This window comes from Bradyrhizobium sp. AZCC 2262, assembly GCF_036924535.1.
In the GTDB taxonomy this organism is placed as follows: Bacteria; Pseudomonadota; Alphaproteobacteria; order Rhizobiales; family Xanthobacteraceae; genus Bradyrhizobium.
This window is the reverse complement of record NZ_JAZHRT010000001.1, coordinates 7,885,167-7,909,212: the sequence shown is the minus strand read 5'-3', so window position 1 is coordinate 7,909,212 and position 24,046 is coordinate 7,885,167. Positions and strand designations below refer to the sequence as shown.

Sequence of the window (24,046 nt, the reverse complement as noted above, 5' to 3'; positions counted from 1 at the left end):
GTTAGACTCCCGATGACAATTTGAGGATCGCGTAGATCGACGACAGTGCCACCGCGATACAGAAGAAATTGTTCGCCATCACGCAGGCGAGCTTGAGCTTCTCGTTATGGATATAGTCCTCGATCACGATCTGCATACCGATCTTCATGTGCCAGGAACTGGCAATGATGAAGAGGGCCAGAATGATTGCGATCGGAATCGAGCCAAGAATTTGCGCGGCGCCGGCCTGGTTGCGGCCGATCAGCATCAGGACGATCACGATGACGGGCACGATCAGGAGCGCCATCGCCACCGCGGTGAGACGCTGGCGCCAGAAATCGGTGGTGCCGGAATGCGAGGAACCGAGATTGCGGACGCGGCCGAGCGGCGTGCGCATCGAGGAGGGGCCGCTCATCGTCCGCCTCCGACCGTATAGGCAATGATCCAGACCAGGACGGTCAGTGAAATGCCCGCGATCAGCGCACCCCAGGTGAGAGCCTCGCGCTCATTGGCCTTGAAACCGTAGCCGAGGTCCCAGAAGAAGTAGCGGATACCGCTGCACAGATGATGCAGCAGCGCCCACGTGTAGCCGAACACGATCAGCTTGCCGATGATGCTGCCGGTGAAGGCCTGGACGTTGGCGTAGGCTCCGGGGCCGGAGGCTGCGGCAATCAGCCACCAGGCCAGCAGCAGGGTACCGAAATACAGCGCCAGGCCGGTGCCGCGGTGGATGATGGACAGCGCCAACGTCAGCGTCCAGCGATAGGTCTGCAAATGTGGCGAAAGCGGTCGTTCGATCCTGGTGGTCATCGGCGGCTTTTGAAGTTGGCGGGGCCTCGGTGTGGCCCATCGCGGATCGCTGTAGATGAATTCTATTTACGAAGTCGAACCAGCGAGCGCAACGATCAAATCGCTTGGAATCGAACCACCGTTCACTACTAGGATGCTATGAAACGCGATCGATCAGCGGCTTGGTATACCACGGCCATTTGGCACAGTTAAAGAATTGAATATTGATTCCGTTTCTCTATCCGTCCGAGGCTGCGCGCCGAACGGATCGACGCCGCGCCAGCGTTCGACGAGGTAATCGACGAAGGCCCTGATCTTCGGCGAAGCCAGCCGCGATGGCTGAAACATCAGGTGCAGTGGCACTGGCGCCGGTTCGAAATCGGTGAGCACCCGCACCAGGTGGCCGGCGGCCAGGTCGGCCTCGGCCTGCCAGGATGGCACCCGCACGATGCCGGCGCCTTCCTTCGCAGCGGCGGCGAGCGCGTCGAGGCTATTCATCCAGAGCCGACCGGATATGCGGATTTTGCGGCCTGCTTTACCGTTGTCGGCGAAGCGCCATTCGGCGCTGCCGGGCGCATCCGAGAACACCAGGCAGTCATGATGCGCGAGATCGCCCGGCATCTCGGGCGTGCCCCGCCGCGCGAGATAGCCGGGCGAGGCGCAAACGATCATCCGTATGTCCGCAAGCTTGCGTGTGACCAGCTGCGAGTCGCGCAGGCGGCCGACGTGAATAGCGAGATGGATGTCTTCCTCGACCATGTCGACCGCGCGGTCGACCAGCAGGAGATCGACCGACAGCGCCGGATAGCGGCGCAGGAATTCGGCGAGCAAAGGCGCGATCACAAGCCGGCCCATCAGGCTGGGCGAACTGACCCGGATCCGCCCCGACGGCTGGTGGCGGCCGCGCGACAGCGCCGCCTCGATCTCCTTGACCTCACCAATGATCGCTTTGGCGCGCTCGTACAGAATCCGGCCCTCGTCGGTGAGCGCGAGCTGGCGCGTGGTGCGCAACAGGAGGCGGGTCCCGAAATGCTGCTCCAGCGCCGAGATCTGCCGGCTCACCGACGTCAATGAACTCGGCAGTGACCGCGCCGCCGCCGACAGGCTGCCGGCGTCGACCGCCCGAACAAAGGTCGCCATGGCCGACATCAGGTCCATCGAACCTTCCGAATTTCGCAAGGGTGCCTGTAAAAGATAATAGATACTCCCGCATTTCAGAAGCAGCTAAGTCTCGCGGGCGGCCATGCTGACGCGCGGGTCGCAAGCCCTGAACCTGGGATGCTCAAGGACATGATGGCTGGCCTCGATCCCAAAGAACTCATCGAACTCGCTCTGCTGCTGGTCGCGACCGGGGCGCTGTCGGGATTTCTGGCCGGCGTGTTCGGCATCGGCGGCGGGGCCATCCTGGTGCCGGTGTTCTACGAATGCTTCCGGCTGGCCGGCGTGCCGCTGGAGGTACGGATGCCGCTCTGCATCGGCACCTCGCTTGCGATCATCATCCCGACCTCGCTCGCCTCCTTTCGCGCCCATTACGCCCGTGGCGCGGTCGACATGGAGATCCTCAGGCGCTGGTGGCTGCCGGTCTTGATCGGCGTGGCCGTTGGCAGCGTCACGGCGCGCTTTGCGCCGGAGCGCCTGTTCAAGATCGTGTTCGTGATAGTGGCGTGGTCGGCGGCGGCGCGGCTGCTGCTGGCGCGGGAAACCTGGAAGCTCGGCGACGATGTCCCGAAAGGTTTTCTGATGCGCGTCTACGGCTTTTTTGTCGGGCTGTTGTCGACCTTGATGGGCGTTGGCGGCGGCCTGTTCGCGAACCTCTTGATGACTTTCTATGGCCGGCCGATCCATCAGGCGGTCGCGACCTCATCCGCGCTCGCGGTATTGATCTCGATCCCCGGCGCGATCGGCTATGTCTATGCCGGCTGGCCCGCCGCGGCGCGCTTTCCGGACGTCACCGCGCTGCAACTGCCGTTCTCGATTGGCTATGTGTCGCTGATCGGGGCGCTATTGGCGATGCCGACCACGCTGATCACGGCGCCGCTCGGGGTGAAGGTTGCGCACGCGCTGTCGAAGCGCGCGCTGGAGATGGCGTTCGGCGCGTATATGTTCATCGTAGGTGGCAGGTTTGTGATCAGCCTGTTGTAGACGCGTAGCCCGGATGGAGCGAAGCGAAATCCGGGATTCTCGCAGCCGGACAAACCGCTCCCGGATTGCGCTTCGCTCCATCCGGGCTACGGTTCTGTGAGGTAGGGGCGCGTGACAGCCAGCGTTGTCGTCCCTGCGAACGCAGGGACCCATAACCACAGGTATCAGTGGTTAGAAAAAAGCCGTCGACCAGCGCTTCCCACAATATCCGCCGCGGCGTATGGGTCCCTGCGTTCGCAGGGACGACACCGAACTACTTCGCGTAAATCTTCGCGTAGGTATCCCGCAAGATGTTCTTCTGCACCTTGCCCATGGCGTTGCGCGGCAATTCCTCGACGACGAACACGCGCTTCGGCATCTTGAACTTCGCCAGCCTGCCGTCGAGCGCGTGCAGCACGCCCGCTTCGGTGACTTCGGCGCCCTTGTTGCAGACCACGACCGCCGTGACGCCCTCGCCGAAATCGGCGTGCGGCACGCCGATCACGGCGGATTCGATCACGCCCGCCATGGCGTCGATCTCACTCTCGATTTCCTTCGGGTAGACGTTGAAGCCGCCGGAGATCACGAGGTCCTTGCCGCGGCCGAGGATGTGCACATAGCCCTTGGGATCGATCTTGCCGAGGTCGCCGGTGATGAAGAAGCCGTCGTCGCGGAATTCAGATTTTGTCTTCTCCGGCATCCGCCAATAGCCCTTGAACACGTTCGGGCCCTTGACCTCGATCATGCCGATCTCGTCGCGCGCGATCTCCTTGCCGGTCTCGGGATCGGTGACGCGGACGGAAACGCCGGGCAGGGGATGGCCGACGGCGCCCGGCACGCGCTCGCCATCATAGGGGTTGGAGGTGTTCATGTTGGTTTCGGTCATGCCGTAGCGTTCCAGCACGGCGTGGCCGGTGCGCGCGGACCATTCGCGGTGGGTATCGGCAAGCAATGGCGCGGAGCCCGAAATGAACAGCCGCATGTGGCTGGTCGATTCCTTCGTCAGCGCCGGGCTCTGCAGCAGCCGGGTGTAAAACGTCGGCACGCCCATCAGGACGGTGGCGCGCGCCATCAGCTTGATGATCATTTCAGGATCGAATTTCGGCAGGAAGATCATCGAGGCGCGGGCGAACAGGGTGACGTTGCTCGCCACGAACAGGCCGTGGGTGTGATAGATCGGCAGCGCGTGGATCAGCACATCCTTATCCGTGAAGCGCCAGTAATCGACCAGGCTGTAGGAGTTTGACGCCAGATTGTCGTGCGTCAGCATCGCGCCCTTGGAACGGCCTGTCGTGCCGGAGGTGTAGAGGATGGCCGCGAGGTCGGCATTGGCGCGCGCGACGGTCGCAAACGCCGAATCCGCCTTGGCGGCGGCGTCCGTCAGCGATCCCTTGCCGTCGGGTCCAAGCGTTTCGACTTTCGCCTTCACCTTCGCCGCGATCGCGCCGATGCCTTCCGCCTTCGAGGGGTCGCAGACCACCAGCGACGGCTCGGCGTCGGAGATGAAGTAGTCGAGCTCGTTGAGCGTATAGGCGGTGTTGAGCGGCAGGTAGACTGCGCCCGCGCGCACGGTCGCGAGATAGAGCACCAGCGCCGGCACCGATTTCTCGGTCTGGGCTGCGACGCGGTCGCCGGGCTTGACGCCGCGCACAACTAGCACATTCGCCATCTGGCCGGCGCGGGCGATCAGATCGCCATAGCTGATGCGCGTGCCATCGAGCATTTCGATCGCGAGCCGGTTCGGATCGTCGAGCGTGTCGAACAGGCGGGAAAACAGATTGGCGTTGGCGGTCGTGTTCATGCAACATTCCCTGAGGGGCGCGGGTAGCGCCCCTCAGGGAGGGGCGCTGGCCAGCGGAATTTCGCCGGCTGGAATAGCAAGAACGCCCTTCATAAAGCAACGGAGACAGTTTGCATGTCAAATAACGGGAAACGCGTGGCTTGGGTGACCGGTGGTGGCAGCGGAATCGGCGAGTCTGGGGCGGAATTTCTGGCGGCCGACGGCTGGACGGTGGTGATTTCGGGCCGCCGCAAGGAAGAACTCGAACGCGTTGTCGCCAACATCACCAAAAAGGCCGGCAAGGCCGAGGCGATCCAGCTCGATGTCAGCAATAAGGCCGATGTCAACAAGGCCGCCGATCAGATCCTGGCCAAACACGGCCGGATCGATTTGCTGGTCAACAGCGCGGGCATCAACGTGCCGAAGCGAAGCTGGGCCGAAATGGAACTGGAAGGCTGGGACAAGCTCGTCGAGGTCAATCTCAACGGCGTGCTCTACTGTATGCGCGCGGTGCTGCCGGCGATGCGGAAACAGAAGGACGGCTGCATCATCAACGTCGCGTCCTGGGCCGGCCGCCATGTCTCGAAGATGCCGGGCCCGGCCTACACGACCACAAAACACGCAGTGCTGGCGCTGACCCATTCCTTCAACATGGACGAATGCGTCAATGGCCTGCGCGCCTGCTGCCTGTCGCCCGGCGAGGTTGCGACCCCGATCCTGAAACTGCGCCCCGTGGTACCCTCGGAACAAGAGCAGGCGAAAATGCTGCAGCCGGAAGATTGCGGCCGCACCATCGCCTTCGTCGCCAGCATGCCGCCGCGGGTCTGCATGAATGAGATACTGATCAGCCCGACGCATAATCGCGGGTTCATCCAGACGCCGCATAACAGGGATTAGGGCACAAATCTCTCGGTGGTCGTCCCCGCGAACGCGGGGACCCATAACCACCGGCGGATGTTTTGCGAAGGGCGTCTGCCATTCTGCCCTATTGAGGCATCACGCGGTATGGGTCCCCGCGTTCGCGGGGACGACACCGAGCGCTTGGCGCGCGCCCGAACCCGCCCCCTCAAAAGCTTCGCTCATCACCACCATTACTCCGCTGCATCGGCCTCCAGGGGGCGGACCGGTGTCCGGTGCCAGCCCTCCTCGTGCTTACGCCAATAGGTATCCTTGAGCAGCATTGAGATCGGCCCGGGCCGATCGTTGCCGAGGATGCGTGCGCCGATGCGCGACGCGGGCATGACGCCGCCGGCCGTCGTCGCCAGGAAGACCTCGTCCGCGTGGTCGAGCGCCGATCGGGGAATCGGTTCAATCGCAGCCTCGATGCCGAGTTCGGCGCAGAGCTCCAGCACCGATCGGCGCGTGATGCCGTGCAGGCTGCCGCGATCTGATGTCGTCACCCTCCCGTCCTTCACGAGGAAGATGTTGAAGCCCGGCCCCTCAGTCAGGAAACCGTCCGTGTCGCACAGCACCGCCGTATCGAAATCGGCGTCGTGCGCCTCCAGCAGGCCGGAGGTCAGGTCGTTCCATTGGTAGTTCTTGACCGTGGGATCGACCGAGGCGTCGGGCACGCGCGGCGTTGAGGCGAGCCAGACATGGGCTCCGCGCGCCTGCACGTCCTTGGGAACGACATCGATCCAGGGCAGCGCGTAGGCGATCAGGTGGTTTTCGCAATCGGCCGGCCGGCGTGATCCCGCAACGCGTGGCCGTCCGCGCGAGGCCACCATCGCGACATAGGCGTCCGAAAGGCCGGTTAGTGCCACGCAGCGATGCAGGATCGCCTCGATCGCGGCGCTGTCTTCCGGTGGCCGGATCCGGCGCTTCGCCATCGAGCGCTCGAAACGATCGAGATGGTCGGCAAGCCGGAAGAAGCCGCCCTTGAACACATGCACGACGTCGTAGACGACATCGGACCGCGTAAAACCCCAATCGGTGACGGGCAGCGTCGCCTCGGCGATCGGGACGAAGCGCCCCCTGACATAGCCGGCGCCATCGGCGAAGATCGAGTTCTTCATGCGTCATCTCCCGGACATCGCAAGGGGCTCCAGCCATCCCAAGCCGTTGCGAATGGCTACGGTAATGCCAGTCGCTGGTACCGTACAATTCCACATTCATTGCACCGCTCCAAAGCCAGCTCGGAAATACCCGGCTCACCCTTGAGCCGCGTCGATTGTACCTCTATACAAGCCATCTCGCGCGACTGGCGATCGCAGATGGGGCACCATCGGGAAGCGCGAGGAATTGAGCCGCTCGCCTGGGCAATCGGATAATCCGATCCACCTTCTCATGAAGGAGCGGCCCAATGTTGACGACCATCCAGATCGCCGGATTGCAGACCTTCGGATATCATGGCTTGTTCGAGGAAGAACGCCGCCTCGGCCAGAAGTTCACCTTCGACATCGACGCGACGTTGAATCCGGCTCCGACACACCGGGACGACAGATTGGATGCATCGATCCGCTACGATGCCGTGGTGGACGCTGCGGTGAGCCTTGCCAGCGGGACGAAATATCAAACGCTGGAAGCGCTCGGGGAGGCCGTTGCGATCGGCCTGCTGCGACGTTTCGTATTGATCGACACCATCACCGTTGGCGTCTCCAAGTTCAGCCCCCCAATCCCGCATACGCTCAGCAAAGTCGGAATCGCGGTACGCCTGGCTCGATCCGATCTGGCGAATTGGCCGATCGCGGAGGCGCTGGAAGTACTTGTCTAGATTGTTGCGAAAGACATCGTAGCCCGGGTGGAGCGAAGCGTAACCCGGGACGGCATCCATCGTCGGAGATGCCCCGGATTGCGCTGCGCTCCATCCGGGCTACGGGCGCCCGTCGCCGCACGACTCGCCTCCGCAAAAGTTTCAGCCATCACGATAATTTATTCGCCGAAACCGGCCGAAAAACCTCCCGTAGCTCGGCCCAACGACGACGAAATCAACCCGGTCAATCGACCTGGCGTCGTTGTTTTGAGTACCGGCGGATGCCCCGCCGGCCATCGCAATCCTCGGGAGAAGATTCCATGTCCAAACGTATTGCACTTCTGTCCGCCGCCATGTTCAGCGCACTGGCTTTCACCGCCACCATCACCGCGCCCGCCAGCGCGGAGGAAAAGACCGTGATGGTCGGTGGCGCGGCGATGTTCCCTTCCAAGAACATCGTCCAGAACGCCGTCAACTCGAAGGACCACACCACGCTGGTTGCCGCGGTGAAGGCTGCCGGCCTGGTCGAAACGCTGGAAAGCAAGGGCCCGTTCACGGTGTTCGCGCCGACCAACACCGCCTTCGGCAAGCTGCCGGCCGGCACCGTCGAGACGCTGGTGAAGCCTGAGAACAAGGCGACCCTGACCAAGATCCTCACCTACCATGTCGTGCCCGGCAAGCTCGCCGCGTCCGACCTGAAGGACGGCATGAAGCTCAAGACCGCCGAGGGCGAACAGCTGTCGGTCAAGCTCCAGGACGGCAAGGTCTGGATCGTCGACGCCAAGGGTGGAACCTCGATGGTCACGATCTCGAACGTCAACCAGTCGAACGGCGTGATCCATGTGGTCGACACCGTGCTGATGCCGGCGTCCTGAACTTCCCACGCGCCTTGACTGGTCCCAACAGGGCGTGTGTGGCTGGGCGAGCCGGGGCAACCCGGCTCGCTTTTTCGTGAACCCGATACCCGCCGTGCATCGATCTGATAGCATCACGGCAGTAACGGAAAGCCGGTTCCCGGCGTATAAACGATATCGAATTCCATGCGGGAAGAGCCATGTCGACCCTCACAGTCAGCGAAGAACACGCCGCGTCAACCAAGGCCAAGGTCATCCAGCCGGCCTGGGTGCGGGCGCTGCACTGGACCAACGCCTTCGCGATGGTCCTGATGATCATGTCGGGATGGCAGATCTATAACGCCTCGCCGCTGTTCGGCTTCAGCTTCTCTTCGAGCATCACGCTGGGTGGCTGGCTGGGCGGCGCGCTGCTCTGGCATTTCGCCGCGATGTGGCTGTTGATGGTCAACGGCCTGATCTATCTGACTGTGGGTCTTGCCACCGGCCGCTTCCGCAAGAAGCTGCTGCCGATCACGCCGGAGGGCGTGATCTCGGATACCAAAGCGGCGCTGACCGGCAAGCTGTCGCACGCCGACCTCACCAAATACAATCAGGTGCAGAAGCTGCTTTATGCCGGAATCATTGTCGTCGGCATCCTCATCGTGCTGTCGGGCCTGGCGATCTGGAAGCCGGTGCAGTTGCAATACCTGACGGCGCCGTTCGGCGGCTACGACGCCGCCCGCTACGTCCACTTCTTCTGCATGGCGGCGATCGTCGCTTTCATGGTGGTTCATATCGCGCTCGCACTTCTGGTGCCGAAGAGCCTGCGCGCCATGATCATCGGCCGCTAACTTAACGGAGTACGGTCATGGGCCGCATGCGCAACCTTCTCATCCCCGGCGTCGACAAGATGCTTCTGGTCAGGGACGCGGTGAAGACGATGCCGGGTCTGACGCGCCGGCGCTTTATCACTGGCGGTGCCAGCCTCGGCGCGCTGACGTTGCTGACGGGCTGCGACGTGACGGACAGTTTCTCGGCCGAAGACATGTTGAAGCGGGTCTCGAAGTTCAATGACGGCGTGCAGGCGTTGATTTTCAATCCCAATGCCATGGCGCCGACTTTCCCGGAAAGCGCCATCACAAAACCGTTCCCGTTCAACGCCTATTACGACCTCGACGAGGCGCCAACAGTTGACGGCAAGACCTGGAAGCTGGAAGTACGCGGACTGGTCGAGAACAAGAAGTCCTGGACGCTGGAAGAACTTTATCAATTGCCGCAGGTCAAGCAGATCACGCGTCACATCTGCGTCGAGGGCTGGAGTGCGATCGGAAGCTGGACCGGGACACCGCTGCGTGATTTCCTGAAACTGGTCGGCGCCGATACGCGCGCCAAATATGTCTGGTTCCAGTGCGCCGACAAGGACGGTTACAACTCGCCGCTCGACATGGCGACCGCGCTGCATGCCCAGACCCAGATGACGTTCAAGTTCGGCGACGAGATCCTGCCGCGCGCCTACGGTTTTCCGATGAAAATTCGCGTGCCGACCAAACTCGGCTTCAAGAATCCGAAATACGTGATGTCGATGGAAGTCACCAACGACTACAAGGGCGGCTTCTGGGAAGACCAGGGGTATAATTCGTTCAGCGGGAGTTAGCCCGCGTCATTTCACTATGCGATGCTGCCCGAATCTCGGAGCGCACGACCGCTGTGCATGCGGGTTTCTTGCGTCTTTCAGCCGACGGATACGCCTGCCTTTGCGCGGCTCATTCCGAGGGCCAGGATGCGATGCAGCACGTCGGGGTAATCGAGTCCGTCATGCCGAGCCGCCAAAGCGAACTCTTGGCTCTTTGCGATTTCGGGATTGGGGTTCGCTTCAATGAAATACGGAGTGCCGTCGGCAGAGAGGCGAAAGTCGATGCGCGCGTATCCATCGAGGCCAAGCGTTCGGTAGATGCGTTTTGCTATTCGCTGAATACGGGCACGTACCTCCGGCGCAAGGTCCTTGGCCGGCCCGTCTTCAATTCCGACGCGCTCCTGATAACTGGGATCGTGTTTGACCCTCTCTGTCGCGATATGCCGCGCACTCTGGCCGCCCATGCTGCCGAATTTCAATTCCCAAACCGGCAGGACCCGCAACCGATTGTTGCCGAGCACGCCGACGTAGAGCTCACGTCCTTCGATATACTGCTCGGCGATGGCGGCAGTTCCGACCCGCTCGTGAATGAAGGCGACGCGCTCTGCGAGCTTCTCGTCCGTATCGACGATGGATGCCTGCGAGATACCCCGCGATCCATCCTCGCTCAGGCTCTTGACGATCAGTGGCAGCGCAAGACGCGCTGGCCGTTTGACCTTGCGCCGCATCGGAAACACCGCGAAGGCCGGCACCGCGATCCGGCGATGGTGCACCAACGTCTTGGACAGATCCTTGCCGCGCGCCAGGATCAGGCCACGCGGGTTGCAGCCCGTATATGGGACCTGCATCAGCTCCAGATAGCTCGGAATGTGCTGGTCATATACCGGCTCGTGATGAAATTGCTCGAGCAGGTTGAATACCACGTGCGGCTTGAAGCCTTCGATCTCTTCGCGCACCGGCTTGATTTCCTCCTGCACGCCGAGCGGGCGCACTTCATGGCCGGCCGCACGCAAGGTGCTCACGACGTCGTACTCGGTTTTCCATTCATTGATTTGCCGCGCGGTGTATCCGTCGGTGGAATCGGGGGGCACGAAGTCCGGATGCATGAGCGCCAGAACGCGAAGGTGTCTCATAGCGCGATCCATTTCCGCCGCGACGGGCCAAACAGCGCGTGCATGGTTTTGGCGGTCAATAGGATGGTGAAATTGACCACAAGCTTCTGTTTGGAGCCCACGGCGCGCAGATTGAGCTCGCGGCACCGGGAGATCATGTCGTCGAGCACGGCATCAAGCGTGAGCTGGTTCTCGCCCGTCCACCGCGCAACCAGCTGCCTGATTTGAGCGCGGTGCCGCCTGATGAAGAGAGAAGCCGCCTGCTCCCGGCGATGCCGCGGATCGGCGGAGAAGAGCCGGGAGAGGTCGCGGTCGTAAGTCTTCGGTGCTTTGAACGCGTAGAATGCCTGCTTCTTTTGATAGTGCTCGCCAATCGTCTCGCTGAGTTGATGCAGCGGATCGACGCGCTCCCGCGTCGTGACAAGCGGTCGTTTCCCGGCGATTTCTTGCATCAGTTCGTCGACATACTCGAGCTTCTTCAGTGCCGGCCACCCGGCATAGCGCGTCCGCCATTTCGAACGCGGCCGCAGCCATACCGCGAAGGTTTCCGCAAAATCCTCGTCTGGATGGCTCTGCGCGTACCAGAGCCGAAGATGCTGGACATAATTCCGGCTAGCCGGATTGGGACGGTAGTAACGCGGGTAGTGTTTCGAGGACGCGCCGAACAGTTGCTGCCAACGCCGGCGGCGTTGCAGCTGGTAGGCGTGCTGCATGGCATGGCCCGTCTCGTGACGGAGAATGGCCATACACTCGGACCAGGTGCCGCCCTCGACGTCGAGCATCATTTTCTTCTCGATCTTCATCAGGCGGGGATGGGTGAGATAGAATGGGATGGCAATACCGGGCACATTTGCCGGGCTGAACCATTCGCTCGACACCCATGTGTGTGGCCGCAGCCGGATGTTCCGAGCCTCGAGCTCTTCATAGAGAGCGTTGAGGCAATCTTCGAGCCAGGTGTCGTCGACGGCAACCCTCAGACTGCTGAGGCGTTGCTTGAGCAGCTGTTCATCCGACAACTTTTCCCAAGTATATTTCTTGCGTGGCATAGGCGCCTAAAAAGTCACAATAATCGGTATTGGATGGTGTCATAAGGTTCTGCTGGCAACAACCGCCCAGTCTTCGCGGCGTTCCCTCGTTCACGCGCCGATATCGCAAACAGATGGTTAATGCTGACACGCCGACGCGAGAGCGGACTTGATTGATTTTTGGCTGAAGCCGAATCCAACTGGCGCAGCGAACGGCTACGCGGCCGCCACGTCCATCCGACGGCAGAAGCAGGAGGCCTTTATCGGAATCTCCGCCCGCGCCTGCGCCAGGTCGAGCCTCTGTTTGATCAGAGCTGTCTCGGCCTTTTCTCCGCGACGGACCAGGCATTCGTGCAGCCCGTGCAGCGCCCAGAGATTGTCGGGATGCTGGCAGGCGCGGCTCAACTTGCCGTCGAGACCGAGATCGGAGCGGTACACCGCCTCGGCTTCCTCGATCCGTCCCTGTTCGAGGAGAAGTGCCCCCAACGCATGGCGGGTCGGCTGCATCCATCCCCATGGCTCGTCATAAGGCAGGTCGTCGCTGAGTTCGACCGACCGGCGCAGGTGCGCGAAGGCCGCGTCATGGTTGCCCTTTCGGTATTCCAGCTCGCCATTCAGCATCGCTTCGGCCACATCAAGCAGATCAACGATATGATTGTTGTGCACGCGGCGGCTCTCGGGCACGCGGGTCTTCGCCGCCATGAACGATGCCTTCTCCATCTCGGCCTCGGCGACATTGCCAAGCGCTGAATGCGCGACCGCCTTGGCGTAATGTATCATGGCAACATTCGAGCAGTAGAGTTCTCGATCCCCAGGCAGCTCCTGTTCGATGATTTCGCGCCATTTGCCGAAGCGCACGAGGACGTGCTGCTTCATCGTCAGGTAGCCCTCGAGGAAATCCGCCATCGGTGGCGATTCAATACGCAGTACCGTCTCGGGGATCGTCGCGATCAGTTCCTCGGCCGCCGCGATTGCGGGCGTGTACTGGCCAAGGAACATTGCGCCGTAGATCGCAAAGTGGAAGTTGTGGATGACGTAGACCAGGTAGACACCTGGATCGTCCGAATAGGCGAGGAACCTGCGGTCGGTCGCCAACGCCTTCTGGTTATGGACAAGGACATCCCTGTAGTGCCCGCACAGCACATCGAGATGCGTCGGCATGTGGATGAGGTGACCGGAGTCCGGGACGATCTCGCGCAACCGATCACCGGCCCGCAATGCGCGCTGCGGAAACGGCGACATCTCCATCAGGTGGACATAGAGATGCAAGAGGCCCGGGTGATCCCATGCTGCCGGGAATTTGTCGAAAGCGTATTCCAGCACCTTCCTGCATTCCTCGGTGCCCGCTCCCTCGGTGGGTTTGCCGGAGGGCAGGTCCCACATCTGCCACGGCGTCTCGTTCATGATCGACTCGGCAAAGACCGCCCGGACCTCCAGATCGTCGGGAAACGCGTCGAAGACCTTGCGCATTTCCCGGGTGTAGGCCTTGTCCCAAGGCGACATGTCCTCGATCGCCTCGCGCTGCGGATAGCGCGCGGTGAGGGCCTGAATCATCGCCCGCTCGACCGGACCAGCCTTCGCGGCATGCGCAAGTGCTGCCTGCATCGCATCGTAGGATGCCGACAGCGCCATTTGACGGCCATGCGGGTCGTAGCGAACCCAGGGCAGATTATAGTTGGGCCCCGAGGCGTAGCTGATGCCCCAATGCGCCATGGCGCATTCGCCGTCGTGCTTCAGCGCTTTCTGAAAGCACTTGATCGCTTCAGTATGGTTGAAGCCAAACAGCCAGTTGAGCCCGCGGTCGAACCAAAGCTGGCTGTCAGGCGACGACGTGGTGACTTTGCGGCTGTACGGCCCGAGATCAAAATAGGTCATGCCATTTGCCATCATCTCCATGATCGCTTCTCCCCATTCTGCATCGCCGATTGCTTCGGGATGTCAGCTGCCTGGCTTGGTGGCGCTAACGCGCAGTGCCGAGCAGACACCTTAGCATAAGACGGCGTCCCGCAAACTGCCGCAGGCGATTGTCACTTCAGGGCCAGCATCCGGGAGTTGATCGGGTTAAACTCTCTCGTCGTCCCTGCGAACGCAGGGACCCATACCGCGCGATCTGAATTTTGGAGAAAGCTGGAGCAACAGCTTCGCATAACCACGAAACCCTGTGGTTATGGGTCCCTGCGTTCTCAGGGACGACGCGCGGATGGAGAACGCATCACGGCTTCTGCACCAGCTTTTTCTGAAACGCCGACAGCACCGCGCCCAGCGCCAGCATCGCCGCCGAGACATTCAGCGCAAACGACAGGCTGCCCATCGCATCCGTGATCGCGCCGACCACGATCGGTCCCAGCGTCTGGCCGATGCCGAATGAAATCGTCAGCGCCGCAATCGCCGTCGGCCAGGTCTGCGGGCGATAGTTGAAGCGCACGAAGGCGGTGGTGGAGCCGACCACCGCGAAAAAGGCGACGCCGAACACCACCGCCGACAACCCCAGCAGCCATACCGAATGCCCGAAGATCGGCAGCGTCGCGCCGACGGCGTTGGCGCCGAGAATGATCGTGGTGGCAAGGCCGCCACGGTCGAGCGCGAGTACGCGACGCCACACCCACGGGGTCACGAATGCGCTGAGGCCGATCAGGCTCCAGAACGCGCTTTGTGCGGCCGCGCCGCCGCCGGCGTCGCGCACATAGGCGATCATGAAGGTCATGTAGGCGATGTAGCCGGCGCCGAACAGAAAATATCCGATCAGATAGACCAGCACCGGGCGGATGGAGAATTTGGCCGGCGCCGCGCTGTCGATCACAGCACCGCCGCCGAGCGGCGCCAGCAACAACGGCAGGATCAGGACGGCACAGAGCAGCGTCATGGCCCACCACACGATCCACCACGATCCGGGCCCAAAGCCCTGCAGCACGAACGGCGCGATCAACCCCGATGAGATAATGCCGAGCCCCGGCCCGGCATAAAACAGGCTGAGCAGGAAGTTGGCGCGTTCGGGGCGCGTTTGCGCGATCGTGGCGGCCAGCGCCGCACCGCCGACGAACCCGCCCGCCGCGCCGACGCCCGCCAGCAATCGCGCAAGGCTCAGCACGAAAAAATTGCCGGAGACAGCGCATAGCGCCAGCGAGGTGACGGCGGCGAGCGTTCCCCAGCGGACCGTTTGCGGCAGCCCGAAGCGCCTGATCATCCGAGAGGCAAGCAACGCGCCCGCCAGATAACCGACGGCGTTGATCGTGTTCATGAAGCCGGCCGCGGAATAGGACCAACCGAGCGCGTCGCGCATGTCGGGCAGCACCAGCGCATAGGCGAAGCGGCCGATTCCAAGACCGATCGTTGGCGCGAGCGACAGAATGAGGATCAGCCACGCGGGGTGCGCGTAGGTGTGTTGGTCGGGGGCTTTCACAAAATTCTCCGGCAGCGTTCATTCTGGCAGGCAAAGCGGACGTTGCACAGATGCGCCGGCCGCAACGGTGTCTTGCCGATCCCGCAACGCGATCAGCCGATCAGCACCAGCGCGACGCCAAGCACTGTCAGCGCGGTTCCGACGACGATCCGTGCGGTGATCTCGATGTGCTTGAGCAGCATCGCGCTCAGCGCCACCGTGACCAGCGGATAGATTGCGGCCAGCGGCGCCACCAGCGTGATCGGACCGTTGCGAATGGCGATGAACAGGCTGAGTGCGCTGAGCCCGTTGCTGATTCCGGTCATCGCGAACCAGAACCGGCCCGCGCGCGGCGCCTGCACCATGAAACTGCCCTTGCGGATACGTTGCACCGTCAGCACCACCAGCGAGGACATCACGTAGCCGATCAGGCAGGCCCAGAGCGGGCTCGGCCAGATCTCAAGCCCGAGTTTCATGATCGGCGGCGTTGCGCCGCGCACCAGCGCGCTGCAGAGCGGCAGCAGCAGCGCCCAGCTGCGCCAATGGCCGAGGTCGCGCGGGCGGGTCACGGTGATGATCGCCGCACCCGCGACCGCGATGACGAGGCCAAGCAGTTGCGGCGGATGCAGCGGCTCTTGCAGCAAGGCCACAGCCACCGTAACCGAAAAAAGCGGCGCGAGGTTGCCGATCGTCGAGGTGATGACGGGCCCCAGCGCCCGGTTCGATGCAAAGGTCAGCAGCGTCAGCGCGGCCGGGAAGAACAGGCCGATCGCCATGAAAACCGGCAAGGCGCGCCAGACCACGGGCTCGCCCTGCAGGACCAGCGGCGATAGCAGGAGGAACAGCAAAGTGAAGGTCGGGACGCTGATTGCGGCCCCCGATAGCGGCTCGACGGTCCGCAAGCCCAGCTGTGCCAGAACGACCCCGGCCCCGAGGAAGAAGGCCGAAGCAAAGGCGTAGATGATGGCTGCGGTCATGAGGTCCGTCTTGTTGCCTTCTTGAGGGGGCTAGCGGGTTACTCGTTCCCAGCCTTTTGACCTGTCAGCGGTGCCTTGCCAATCCGCCTCCGGCGTTTTAGCACTCGGCTCGCATTTCCTTCTCGTCATGTCCGGGCTCGACCCGGGCATCCATCTTTCTTGAAGAAAGCGGGATTGCCGGGTCAAGCCCGGCAATGACGACCAAACATCAGTATCGAGGTAACGACCATGGCGACCCATAAACTGCTGCTTCTCCCCGGCGACGGCATCGGCCCCGAAGTGATGGGGGAGGTGCAGCGCCTGATCGACTGGCTGAACAAGCAGGGCATCGCGTCATTCGAGACCGAGCAGGGTCTGGTCGGCGGTTCCGCCTATGACGCGCACAAGGTGTCGATCTCGGAAGGCGACATGGCCAAGGCCACGGCCGCGGACGCCATCATCTTCGGCGCGGTCGGCGGCCCGAAGTGGGACAGCGTGCCCTATGAGGTGCGGCCCGAGGCCGGTCTTTTGCGCCTGCGCAAGGATCTCGGCCTGTTCGCCAATTTGCGCCCCGCCGTCTGTTACCCGGCGCTGGCGGATGCTTCCAGCCTGAAGCGCGAGGCGGTCGAAGGCCTCGACATCATGATCGTGCGCGAACTGACCGGCGGCGTCTATTTCGGCGAGCCGAAGACGATCACCGATCTCGGCAACGGCCAGAAGCGCGCCATCGATACGCAAGTTTACGACACCTATGAAATCGAGCGCATCGGCCGCGTCGCGTTCGATCTGGCGCGCAAGCGCCGCAACAAGGTGACCTCGATGGAAAAGCGCAACGTCATGAAGTCGGGCGTGCTCTGGAACGAGGTCATGACGGCGGTGCATGGACGCGAATACAAGGACGTGACGCTGGAGCACCAGCTCGCCGATTCCGGCGGCATGATGCTGGTGAAGGCGCCGAAGCAGTTCGACGTCATCGTGACCGACAATCTGTTCGGCGACATGCTGTCCGATATCGCGGCGATGCTGACCGGCTCGCTCGGCATGCTGCCCTCGGCCTCGCTCGGCGAGGTCGACGCCAAGACCAAGAAGCGCCGCTCGCTGTTCGAGCCGGTGCATGGCTCGGCGCCCGACATCGCAGGCCAGGGCCTCGCCAATCCGATCGCGATGATCTCCTCGTTCGGGATGGCGCTGCGCTATTCGTTCGACATGGGCGCGCTGGCCGACAAGGTCGACGCGGCGATCGCGGCCGTGCTCGCCAGCGGTCTGCGCACCGCGGATATCAAGTCCGAGGGCACGACGGCCGCCTCAACCACGCAGATGGGCGAGGCGATCCTGAAGGAATTGCAGCAGCTGCACGCCTAGAGTCGTAGCCCGGATGAAGCGAAGCGAAATCCGGGAAAAGCCAACCGTTTGCAAGATCGGCCCCGGATTGCGCTTCGCTCCATCCGGGCTACATGCCGCTGACCACATCATCGGAGCCGGTTCATGGACGCCTCGCATCGACCCAAGATCGCCGAAACCATCGTCCATGAAACGGTGCGGCTGCGCGAGGCGCAGATCGGCCGGCGTTGCGAAGTCCTAAACAACACGCGCATCGAATATTCCTCGCTGGGCGACTACTCCTATCTCGGGGAGAATTGCGAGGTCGCCGACGCCGTGATCGGAAAATTCACGGCGATCGCGAATTCGGTGCGGATCGGCGCGCCGAACCATCCGATGGGCCGGCCGTCGCAGCATCGCTTCACCTATTGCCCGGAATATTACGAGCCGACGGCCGCCCGGGACCGCGATTTCTTTGCGGAGCGCCGCAGCGACCGGGTGATCGTCGGCAACGATTGCTGGATCGGCCATGCCGCCATCCTGCTGCCGGGCGTGACGGTTGGCGACGGTGCGGTGATTGCCGCGGGCGCGGTCGTCAGCCGCAGCGTGGCGCCCTATACGATCGTCGTCGGCGTCCCCGCGCGCCCGATCCGCAAGCGCTTTCCCGATTCTGTCGCCGAAAGCCTGCGCCGCATCGCCTGGTGGGACTGGCCGGATGAGATCATCTTCGAACGCCTGGGCGATTTTCGCTCCGAGGCGATCGAGCAGTTTTGCGAGCATTACGATCCCGCGTTCGCTCGCTGAAGGCCACAAAGAATGCCCGGTCTCGACCGGGCATTCTTTTCATCTGGCGAATGCCGATTAATACGGCGGCAGCGGGACGGTCAGCGGATAGCCACCCATATCCGACGGCGGGTTAAGCGGCTGGCGGTCGATCGGGCGGTTCAGGTTTTCGCGCGCGAACGTTGGGTACCCGAACGGCGACGGAAAGGCGTAGTCCTGGAACTTGCGGTCGCCCGGCAAGACTTCGGTGCCGGCATCGAGCCACGAGCGCGTGGTGACGTAAACGCGGGTGTGCGGGCCCTGCTGATAGGAGCGGTTGGGGCCGTTCGCGCCGTAATAGATACGGCCGTCCTTGTCGTATTTCGGCTTGGACTGGGCGCTGGCGGAAGCCGAGCCGAGCGCGACGAGGGCAGCCGCGGCAAGCAACATCGCGAGCTTGCTCGCAGCGGGGAATTTTCGGGTCATTGCATCCTCGTCATTGTCCGCCCGTGACGGGCTGGCGGATCGCCAAATCTGGTTGCGCGCATTGTAGCCGTGGCGGGACCATCGTCGCTAGGTCAATTGCGCCACACCGGGCCGGAATAATGCGGCGTGCAACGAAAAAGTTTCATGAAAACCAGTGTCTTGGCTGCTTGTTGCCACAATCGTGAGGGGCCGACGGAGCAGGCCCCGGCAACGGCGGATTACAAGGTGCCGCGCAAATGCGGGTTGTCGGCACCCATCACCCAATCCGCCGACAAGGCCGGCGCGCCCGATGTCGCGCAATCGCTACGCCTGACCTCGGCATGGGCGAACAATTCCGCCAGTTTTGTATCGTTTCCGGCCGTCAGCAGGATCAGCCGGTTCAGCACGCAGCCGATCGCGGTCCGGCGGGCCGGCAAATCCTCGCCCAGGCATGACCAGCCGGAGAGACGGAATTTCGGCTCATCGACATGCCTATAAAATCGGAGGCAGGAGCGGGCGGGCTCCGTGCCGCCGACCCGGCGAAACAGGGTGACGGCGCCGAACTTGCTGTCGATGATTCCTGCTGCTTCCAGTTCGCGCGGGCCAGCCGGGTCCATCCTGGCGGCAAGGTAGCCGGCGGCCGAGCCGACCTGATCGATTTCTTCACCTGGACGATAGATTTCGAGTTCGGCGACCGGCGTGCCACCGATGCCGCTCCAGCGGAACACATCCTTGCGGCCGCCCTCGGGGTGCCGAAAAACTTCGTAAACTTCTGTTTTACCTGGGAAAATGAGCTGGCTTACCGCGAATGCGGGCGCGATGCGTCCGGTCTGGCTCCAGACTTTGGGCGACGTCTCCGTCGCCGTAACGTCGGGCAAATGCTCCCATAGCGCGATACCGCAAATGGCCATGAGTGCCAGCGTCATCAGATAGGCGCAGAGCCGCGCCAGCGTGCCGCAGACCTCGTCCACGAAGCTTGCCAGCGCCGGCCGGATTGTCAGCGTATAGTAGGAGTTGGCCGTTCTGGCCGGAAATGAATGCATCAAGCGCCCAAACACAGCCGTCAAACGTTGGTCAGATTGTTGTTTTGACGCGTTTTCTTCACGCGAACCGGTATCCACTTCGCTCGAAAACGCTATAAGGGCGTTTCTCGCATAGAAGCGCTGCCTTCTCCCTTTCCGCTTGACGCGGCGGGGCGGCATTTTTCCTCGGAGAGTGAACGATGGGTTACAAAGTCGCTGTCGTCGGTGCGACCGGCAATGTCGGGCGCGAAATGCTCAACATTCTCGACGAGCGCAAATTCCCGGCCGACGAGGTCGTGGTGTTGGCCTCGCGCCGCAGCGTCGGCGTCGAAGTGTCCTATGGCGACCGCACCCTGAAGGTCAAAGCGCTCGAGCACTATGATTTTTCCGACGTCGACATCTGCCTGATGTCGGCCGGCGGCTCGGTATCGAAGGAATGGTCGCCGAAGATCGGCGCCGCCGGCGCTGTCGTAATCGACAATTCGTCGGCCTGGCGGATGGATCCGGACGTGCCGCTGATCGTGCCCGAGGTCAATGCGGATGCGGTCGCGGGTTTCACCAAGAAGAACATCATCGCCAACCCGAACTGCTCGACCGCGCAGCTCGTGGTCGCGCTGAAGCCGCTGCATGACAAGGCGAGCATCAAGCGCGTGGTGGTCGCGACCTATCAATCGGTGTCCGGCGCCGGCAAGGACGCGATGGACGAATTGTTTTCGCAGACCAAGGCCGTCTACACCAACAGCGAGCTGATCAACAAGAAATTCCCCAAGCGCATCGCCTTCAACGTCATCCCGCACATCGATGTGTTCATGGAGGACGGCTACACCAAGGAAGAGTGGAAGATGATGATGGAGACCAAGAAGATTCTCGATCCCAAAATCAGGCTGACCGCCACCTGCGTGCGCGTGCCGGTGTTCGTCGGCCATTCCGAAGCCGTCAATATCGAGTTCGAGAACCCGATCACGGCCGATGAGGCGCGCAACATCCTGCGCAATGCGCCGGGTTGCCTCGTGATCGACAAGCACGAGCCCGGCGGCTACGTCACGCCGTATGAGGCGGCAGGCGAAGACGCCACCTATATCAGCCGGATCCGCGAGGACAACACCGTCGAGAACGGCCTGCAGCTGTGGTGCGTGTCGGACAATCTGCGCAAGGGTGCTGCGCTCAACGCCATCCAGATCGCCGAATGCCTGATCAACCGCAAGCTGATCACCGCCAAGAAGCAGGCGGCGTGAGTTAAGGGCGTCGGGGAGCCGCAATCGCAATGACGGAACAACCGGCTTCCTATCGGCCCAATCCGACAGCGAAGCGCGTCGAGCGTGGCTTCGAGAGCCTGCTGTTCAACAGCCGGTGGCTGATGGCGCCGTTTTATTTCGGCCTCGTCGTCAGCCTCGCGGTGCTGCTGTTCAAATTCTGCGCGGTGCTCTGGGAATTCATCGTCCACGCACCGGGCTCCAAGGAATCCGACATCATCCTCGGCGTGCTGGCGCTGATCGACCTCTCGCTGACCGGCAATCTGATCCTGATCGTGGTGTTTTCCGGTTACGAGAATTTCGTCTCCAAGATCGATCCGGGCGGCCATCCGGACTGGCCGGAATGGATGACTAAAATCCATTTCGGCGGGCTCAAGCAAAAACTGATGGCCTCGATCGTCGCGATCTCGGCGATCCAGGTGCTGAAGGCCTTCATGAACATCGACACCGCCTTCGATCCGGCCAAGCTTGCCTGGCTGGTCGGCGTGCATCTGGTGTTCGTGGTCTCGGCCTTCATGCTGGCGATATCCGACCGCTGGAGCGGTGGCGACCACGGCGGGGAATAGCGGACACCGGGTCTGCTTGTTCGGCGTTCCGGCCTCTTTCCCCAACCGAACCATACCGCTTGTTTCCGGCTGCGTTCGCGCACGTCCCGGTCCGCCAGGGTGGTGATGAAAACAAATGTTGCAACCCTAGGAAGTGTGCGCCACAATTACAGGTATTTCAGCATTGCTGCCACACGGCAGCGCCGTTTCGGCGTCTGGCTGCAGCACACAATTTTTTTTGGAGGTCCCATGCCTACCAAAATCCTTTTCGGCGGCACGCGCAAATTCGATGCCCGGCCTGACCGTATCGACTTTCGAGACCTGCCTTACCGGGCGCGGCTTGTCAGCCTGCCGGACAAATATCCATCCGACCAACTGATCGCCGACTGGTTTCCGATTTACCGCGCGGGCCAGATGGTACTGAACCAGGGGCAAGAAGGCTCCTGCACCGGCTTCGGTCTGGCCGGGGTGGTGAATTATCTCCGTTGGGAGCTGGCAAACCAGCAGGCGATGGAAAGCGGCAAGAAGCCGACGCAGATCGAACGCATCAGCGCGCGAATGCTCTACCAGAACGCCCGTCTCTACGACGAATGGAAGGGAGACGATTACGAGGGCTCAAGCTGCCGCGGCGCCATGAAGGGCTTTCACAAGCATGGCGTCTGTTCCGAGAGCTTGTGGCCTAATTTCGGAAAGCGCGGCAAGCCTGGAACGGCACTCGACGGCTGGGACGTCAACGCGCCGCAAACACCGCTTGGCGCTTACTATCGTGTTGACGGAAAATCCATCGTCGACATGCAGTCTGCGATCTTCGAGACGCATGCGATTTACGTTTCCGCTGACGTGCATGACGGCTGGAATCGCGTCAAGAACAATCGCAAAGTGCTCGAGGACGCACTGATCGAGCCGCCAAAAGACCCTGACGACGTTGGTGGCCACGCCTTTGCGCTCGTCGGATATACTGAGTTCGGATTCATCGTCCAGAATTCCTGGGGTCCCGACTGGGGCTTTCATGGGTTCGGCCTGCTGCCATACCAGGATTGGACACGCTACGGCACGGATGCCTGGACGCTGGCGCTTGGGGCCCCGATGCGGGTGGCCTTCCCGGCGATCAAGGGCCGGACCAAGGCCAAGGAGCAAGACAAACAGACGTTTGGCAGCCCGCAGATGCGCACGGAAACGTCGCTTGATGAGCGGCTGCGCGCACGGTCAATGTTGCGTACCAAGGTTGCCCGCGATCTCAGCACGGTCTCGCCATGGATCAACGGCGAGGAAGCCGGGCACATCATTTTTATCGGTCACAACGGCGCCGCCGAGCGCGAGCACGTAGCGGCCAATTCCGGGGATGATGCCGTTCGCCTGGTGGTGCGCGACTGCATCGCCTCGGCGGCACGCGACGGATTTTCGCAGGTGGCCATTTACGATCATGGCGGATTGAACAGCCGTGCGGATGGCATCGACCGCGCGCGCGTTCTCGGCCCGTGGTTCGAGGCGAACCGTATCAAGCCGATCTTTGTGGTTTGGCAGTCCGGCTTGCTTGAATCCGCCGCTGACATTCTCAAAACCGCACTGGAAAAGATCGGCGTTCCCGCCGCCGCAGAGCGGAGCTGGTTGAGGAGCAAGATCAACGAGGTCAAAGATCGCGCATTTGAAGTATTTGCCCGCGACGCCGGAATCAAGGCGATCTGGGAAAACATGAAGTTCCGGGCGGACGGCGCCAGCAAGCCGGGCGGCGGATTGATGACGGCTGCAAAAGAGCTGAAGGCGGCCATCGGCGACCTGACTCGCGACGAAAGGCCTGAAATCCACCTCATCGGGCATTCGGCCGGCGCGATCATGCATGGCAATTTCCTTTCGGCAATGAAGGCGCAGGACCTGAAGGCAAGCTCGATCCAGCTCTGGGCGCCTGCGTGCACGGTGGCTTTTGCGACGGCCAAATACGGAGCAGCCTTTGCCAACAAGGTAGCCGATCCGAAGACGACCTATATCGAAGTGCTTAGCGACGACAATGAAAAGAGCGACCCATGCGTGCCGGTTCTGTATTCCAAGTCGCTGCTCTACCTTGTCTCCCGGGCGCTCGAGCCGGAGCACAAGACACCGGTGCTGGGGCTTCAGAAGGTGTGGTCCAAAGAGCCCGATCAGGACGACACCTTTATGGAAGGCTATCAGAAGATCGTTGATGCGTGGCGAGAAACCGGCGTCTCACTCGATACCACGATCACCGAAACTGAAGTGCCGATCCGTCGCGAAAAGGACAAGGACGAAACGATCGACGCCAGTCACGGGTCATTCGATAACAATTTGGACGCCGTCAATCGCGCGATCCGGCGGATCAGGGGCCGCGTGCTGGAAGAGGTGACCGATCTGCACGGCTTCTGACCCG

The 24,046-nt window shown here is 62.1% G+C and carries 23 protein-coding genes and 1 riboswitch; of the genes, 11 read left to right on the top strand and 12 right to left on the bottom strand.

Annotation, left to right across the window (positions count from 1 at the left end):
- Nucleotide 1: 1 nt before the first annotated feature.
- The 3 genes from sdhD to V1283_RS37050 all read right to left on the bottom strand — a co-directional run bounded on the left by sdhD (nt 2) and on the right by V1283_RS37050 (nt 1,926).
- Nucleotides 2-376, bottom strand: coding sequence for a succinate dehydrogenase, hydrophobic membrane anchor protein (sdhD, locus tag V1283_RS37060; RefSeq protein ID WP_334393314.1), 375 nt, complete (start codon nt 374-376; stop codon nt 2-4).
- A 14-nt stretch (nt 377-390) separates the two neighbouring features.
- Nucleotides 391-789 (bottom strand): succinate dehydrogenase, cytochrome b556 subunit, encoded by a 399-nt coding sequence (sdhC, locus tag V1283_RS37055; protein ID WP_334391539.1) that lies wholly within the window; start codon nt 787-789, stop codon nt 391-393.
- A gap of 153 nt (nt 790-942) precedes the next feature.
- Nucleotides 943-1,926, bottom strand: coding sequence for a LysR family transcriptional regulator (locus V1283_RS37050; RefSeq protein ID WP_334391538.1), 984 nt, complete (start codon nt 1,924-1,926; stop codon nt 943-945).
- A gap of 132 nt (nt 1,927-2,058) precedes the next feature.
- Here V1283_RS37050 and V1283_RS37045 point away from each other — a divergent pair, with 132 nt between their 5' ends.
- Nucleotides 2,059-2,910: a sulfite exporter TauE/SafE family protein gene (locus tag V1283_RS37045; RefSeq protein WP_334393313.1), complete on the top strand. Its 852-nt coding sequence runs from the start codon at nt 2,059-2,061 to the stop codon at nt 2,908-2,910.
- A 253-nt stretch (nt 2,911-3,163) separates the two neighbouring features.
- On the opposite strand, the gene V1283_RS37040 is transcribed toward V1283_RS37045, so the two are convergent.
- A complete protein-coding gene (locus V1283_RS37040; protein ID WP_334391537.1) occupies nt 3,164-4,690 on the bottom strand; it encodes a malonate--CoA ligase in 1,527 nt (508 codons plus the stop codon).
- 114 nt (nt 4,691-4,804) lie between these two features.
- Between V1283_RS37040 and V1283_RS37035 the strand changes: the two genes are divergently transcribed.
- The gene (locus V1283_RS37035) at nt 4,805-5,566 is read left to right on the top strand and encodes an SDR family oxidoreductase (RefSeq protein WP_334391536.1); all 762 of its coding nucleotides are present in this window, start codon (nt 4,805-4,807) and stop codon (nt 5,564-5,566) included.
- A 194-nt stretch (nt 5,567-5,760) separates the two neighbouring features.
- Here the strand turns inward: V1283_RS37035 and V1283_RS37030 are convergent, their stop codons facing one another.
- On the bottom strand, nt 5,761-6,684 hold the full coding sequence (locus V1283_RS37030; protein ID WP_334391535.1) for an aminotransferase class IV: 924 nt from the start codon (nt 6,682-6,684) through the stop codon (nt 5,761-5,763).
- 171 nt (nt 6,685-6,855) lie between these two features.
- A riboswitch (ZMP/ZTP riboswitch) is annotated at nt 6,856-6,936 on the top strand.
- Between the two features lie 35 nt (nt 6,937-6,971).
- Between V1283_RS37030 and folB the strand changes: the two genes are divergently transcribed.
- From folB to V1283_RS37010, 4 genes are all read left to right on the top strand, one after another.
- Nucleotides 6,972-7,382 carry a dihydroneopterin aldolase gene (folB, locus tag V1283_RS37025; protein ID WP_334391534.1) on the top strand — a complete coding sequence of 137 codons (411 nt, stop codon included), beginning with the start codon at nt 6,972-6,974 and terminating at the stop codon, nt 7,380-7,382.
- A 299-nt stretch (nt 7,383-7,681) separates the two neighbouring features.
- Nucleotides 7,682-8,236 carry a fasciclin domain-containing protein gene (locus V1283_RS37020; protein WP_334391533.1) on the top strand — a complete coding sequence of 185 codons (555 nt, stop codon included), beginning with the start codon at nt 7,682-7,684 and terminating at the stop codon, nt 8,234-8,236.
- Nucleotides 8,237-8,415: 179 nt separating this feature from the next.
- Nucleotides 8,416-9,045 carry a cytochrome b/b6 domain-containing protein gene (locus tag V1283_RS37015; RefSeq protein WP_334391532.1) on the top strand — a complete coding sequence of 210 codons (630 nt, stop codon included), beginning with the start codon at nt 8,416-8,418 and terminating at the stop codon, nt 9,043-9,045.
- A 17-nt stretch (nt 9,046-9,062) separates the two neighbouring features.
- Entirely contained in the window at nt 9,063-9,848 is a 786-nt protein-coding gene (locus tag V1283_RS37010) for a molybdopterin-binding protein (RefSeq protein ID WP_334391531.1), read from the top strand.
- 77 nt (nt 9,849-9,925) lie between these two features.
- On the opposite strand, the gene V1283_RS37005 is transcribed toward V1283_RS37010, so the two are convergent.
- The 5 genes from V1283_RS37005 to V1283_RS36985 all read right to left on the bottom strand — a co-directional run bounded on the left by V1283_RS37005 (nt 9,926) and on the right by V1283_RS36985 (nt 16,320).
- On the bottom strand, nt 9,926-10,960 hold the full coding sequence (locus V1283_RS37005) for a D-alanine--D-alanine ligase family protein (protein ID WP_334391530.1): 1,035 nt from the start codon (nt 10,958-10,960) through the stop codon (nt 9,926-9,928).
- Nucleotides 10,957-11,742, bottom strand: a complete 786-nt coding sequence (locus tag V1283_RS37000; RefSeq protein ID WP_334391529.1) for a putative zinc-binding metallopeptidase — start codon at nt 11,740-11,742, stop codon at nt 10,957-10,959. Before V1283_RS37000 ends, V1283_RS37005 begins: the two co-directional genes overlap by 4 nt.
- 438 nt (nt 11,743-12,180) lie before the next feature.
- Entirely contained in the window at nt 12,181-13,860 is a 1,680-nt protein-coding gene (locus tag V1283_RS36995) for a tetratricopeptide repeat protein (protein WP_334391528.1), read from the bottom strand.
- Nucleotides 13,861-14,176: 316 nt separating this feature from the next.
- Nucleotides 14,177-15,364, bottom strand: a complete 1,188-nt coding sequence (locus V1283_RS36990; protein ID WP_334391527.1) for a YbfB/YjiJ family MFS transporter — start codon at nt 15,362-15,364, stop codon at nt 14,177-14,179.
- A gap of 92 nt (nt 15,365-15,456) precedes the next feature.
- Nucleotides 15,457-16,320 carry an EamA family transporter gene (locus tag V1283_RS36985; protein WP_334391526.1) on the bottom strand — a complete coding sequence of 288 codons (864 nt, stop codon included), beginning with the start codon at nt 16,318-16,320 and terminating at the stop codon, nt 15,457-15,459.
- Between the two features lie 228 nt (nt 16,321-16,548).
- On the opposite strand from V1283_RS36985, the gene leuB reads away from it, so the two are divergent.
- Nucleotides 16,549-17,661, top strand: a complete 1,113-nt coding sequence (gene leuB / locus V1283_RS36980; protein ID WP_334391525.1) for a 3-isopropylmalate dehydrogenase — start codon at nt 16,549-16,551, stop codon at nt 17,659-17,661.
- A gap of 123 nt (nt 17,662-17,784) precedes the next feature.
- Nucleotides 17,785-18,423: a DapH/DapD/GlmU-related protein gene (locus V1283_RS36975; protein WP_334391523.1), complete on the top strand. Its 639-nt coding sequence runs from the start codon at nt 17,785-17,787 to the stop codon at nt 18,421-18,423.
- Nucleotides 18,424-18,480: 57 nt separating this feature from the next.
- Here the strand turns inward: V1283_RS36975 and V1283_RS36970 are convergent, their stop codons facing one another.
- Both V1283_RS36970 and V1283_RS36965 read right to left on the bottom strand, forming a co-directional pair.
- Nucleotides 18,481-18,867 carry a hypothetical protein gene (locus V1283_RS36970; RefSeq protein WP_334391522.1) on the bottom strand — a complete coding sequence of 129 codons (387 nt, stop codon included), beginning with the start codon at nt 18,865-18,867 and terminating at the stop codon, nt 18,481-18,483.
- Between the two features lie 218 nt (nt 18,868-19,085).
- The gene (locus tag V1283_RS36965) at nt 19,086-19,889 is read right to left on the bottom strand and encodes a hypothetical protein (protein ID WP_334391521.1); all 804 of its coding nucleotides are present in this window, start codon (nt 19,887-19,889) and stop codon (nt 19,086-19,088) included.
- A 179-nt stretch (nt 19,890-20,068) separates the two neighbouring features.
- Here V1283_RS36965 and V1283_RS36960 point away from each other — a divergent pair, with 179 nt between their 5' ends.
- From V1283_RS36960 to V1283_RS36950, 3 genes are all read left to right on the top strand, one after another.
- Nucleotides 20,069-21,103 (top strand): aspartate-semialdehyde dehydrogenase, encoded by a 1,035-nt coding sequence (locus V1283_RS36960; RefSeq protein ID WP_334391520.1) that lies wholly within the window; start codon nt 20,069-20,071, stop codon nt 21,101-21,103.
- A 29-nt stretch (nt 21,104-21,132) separates the two neighbouring features.
- Nucleotides 21,133-21,687, top strand: a complete 555-nt coding sequence (locus V1283_RS36955; protein WP_334391519.1) for a TIGR00645 family protein — start codon at nt 21,133-21,135, stop codon at nt 21,685-21,687.
- Nucleotides 21,688-21,915: 228 nt separating this feature from the next.
- Nucleotides 21,916-24,042 (top strand): C1 family peptidase, encoded by a 2,127-nt coding sequence (locus V1283_RS36950; RefSeq protein WP_334391518.1) that lies wholly within the window; start codon nt 21,916-21,918, stop codon nt 24,040-24,042.
- Nucleotides 24,043-24,046: the final 4 nt, after the last annotated feature.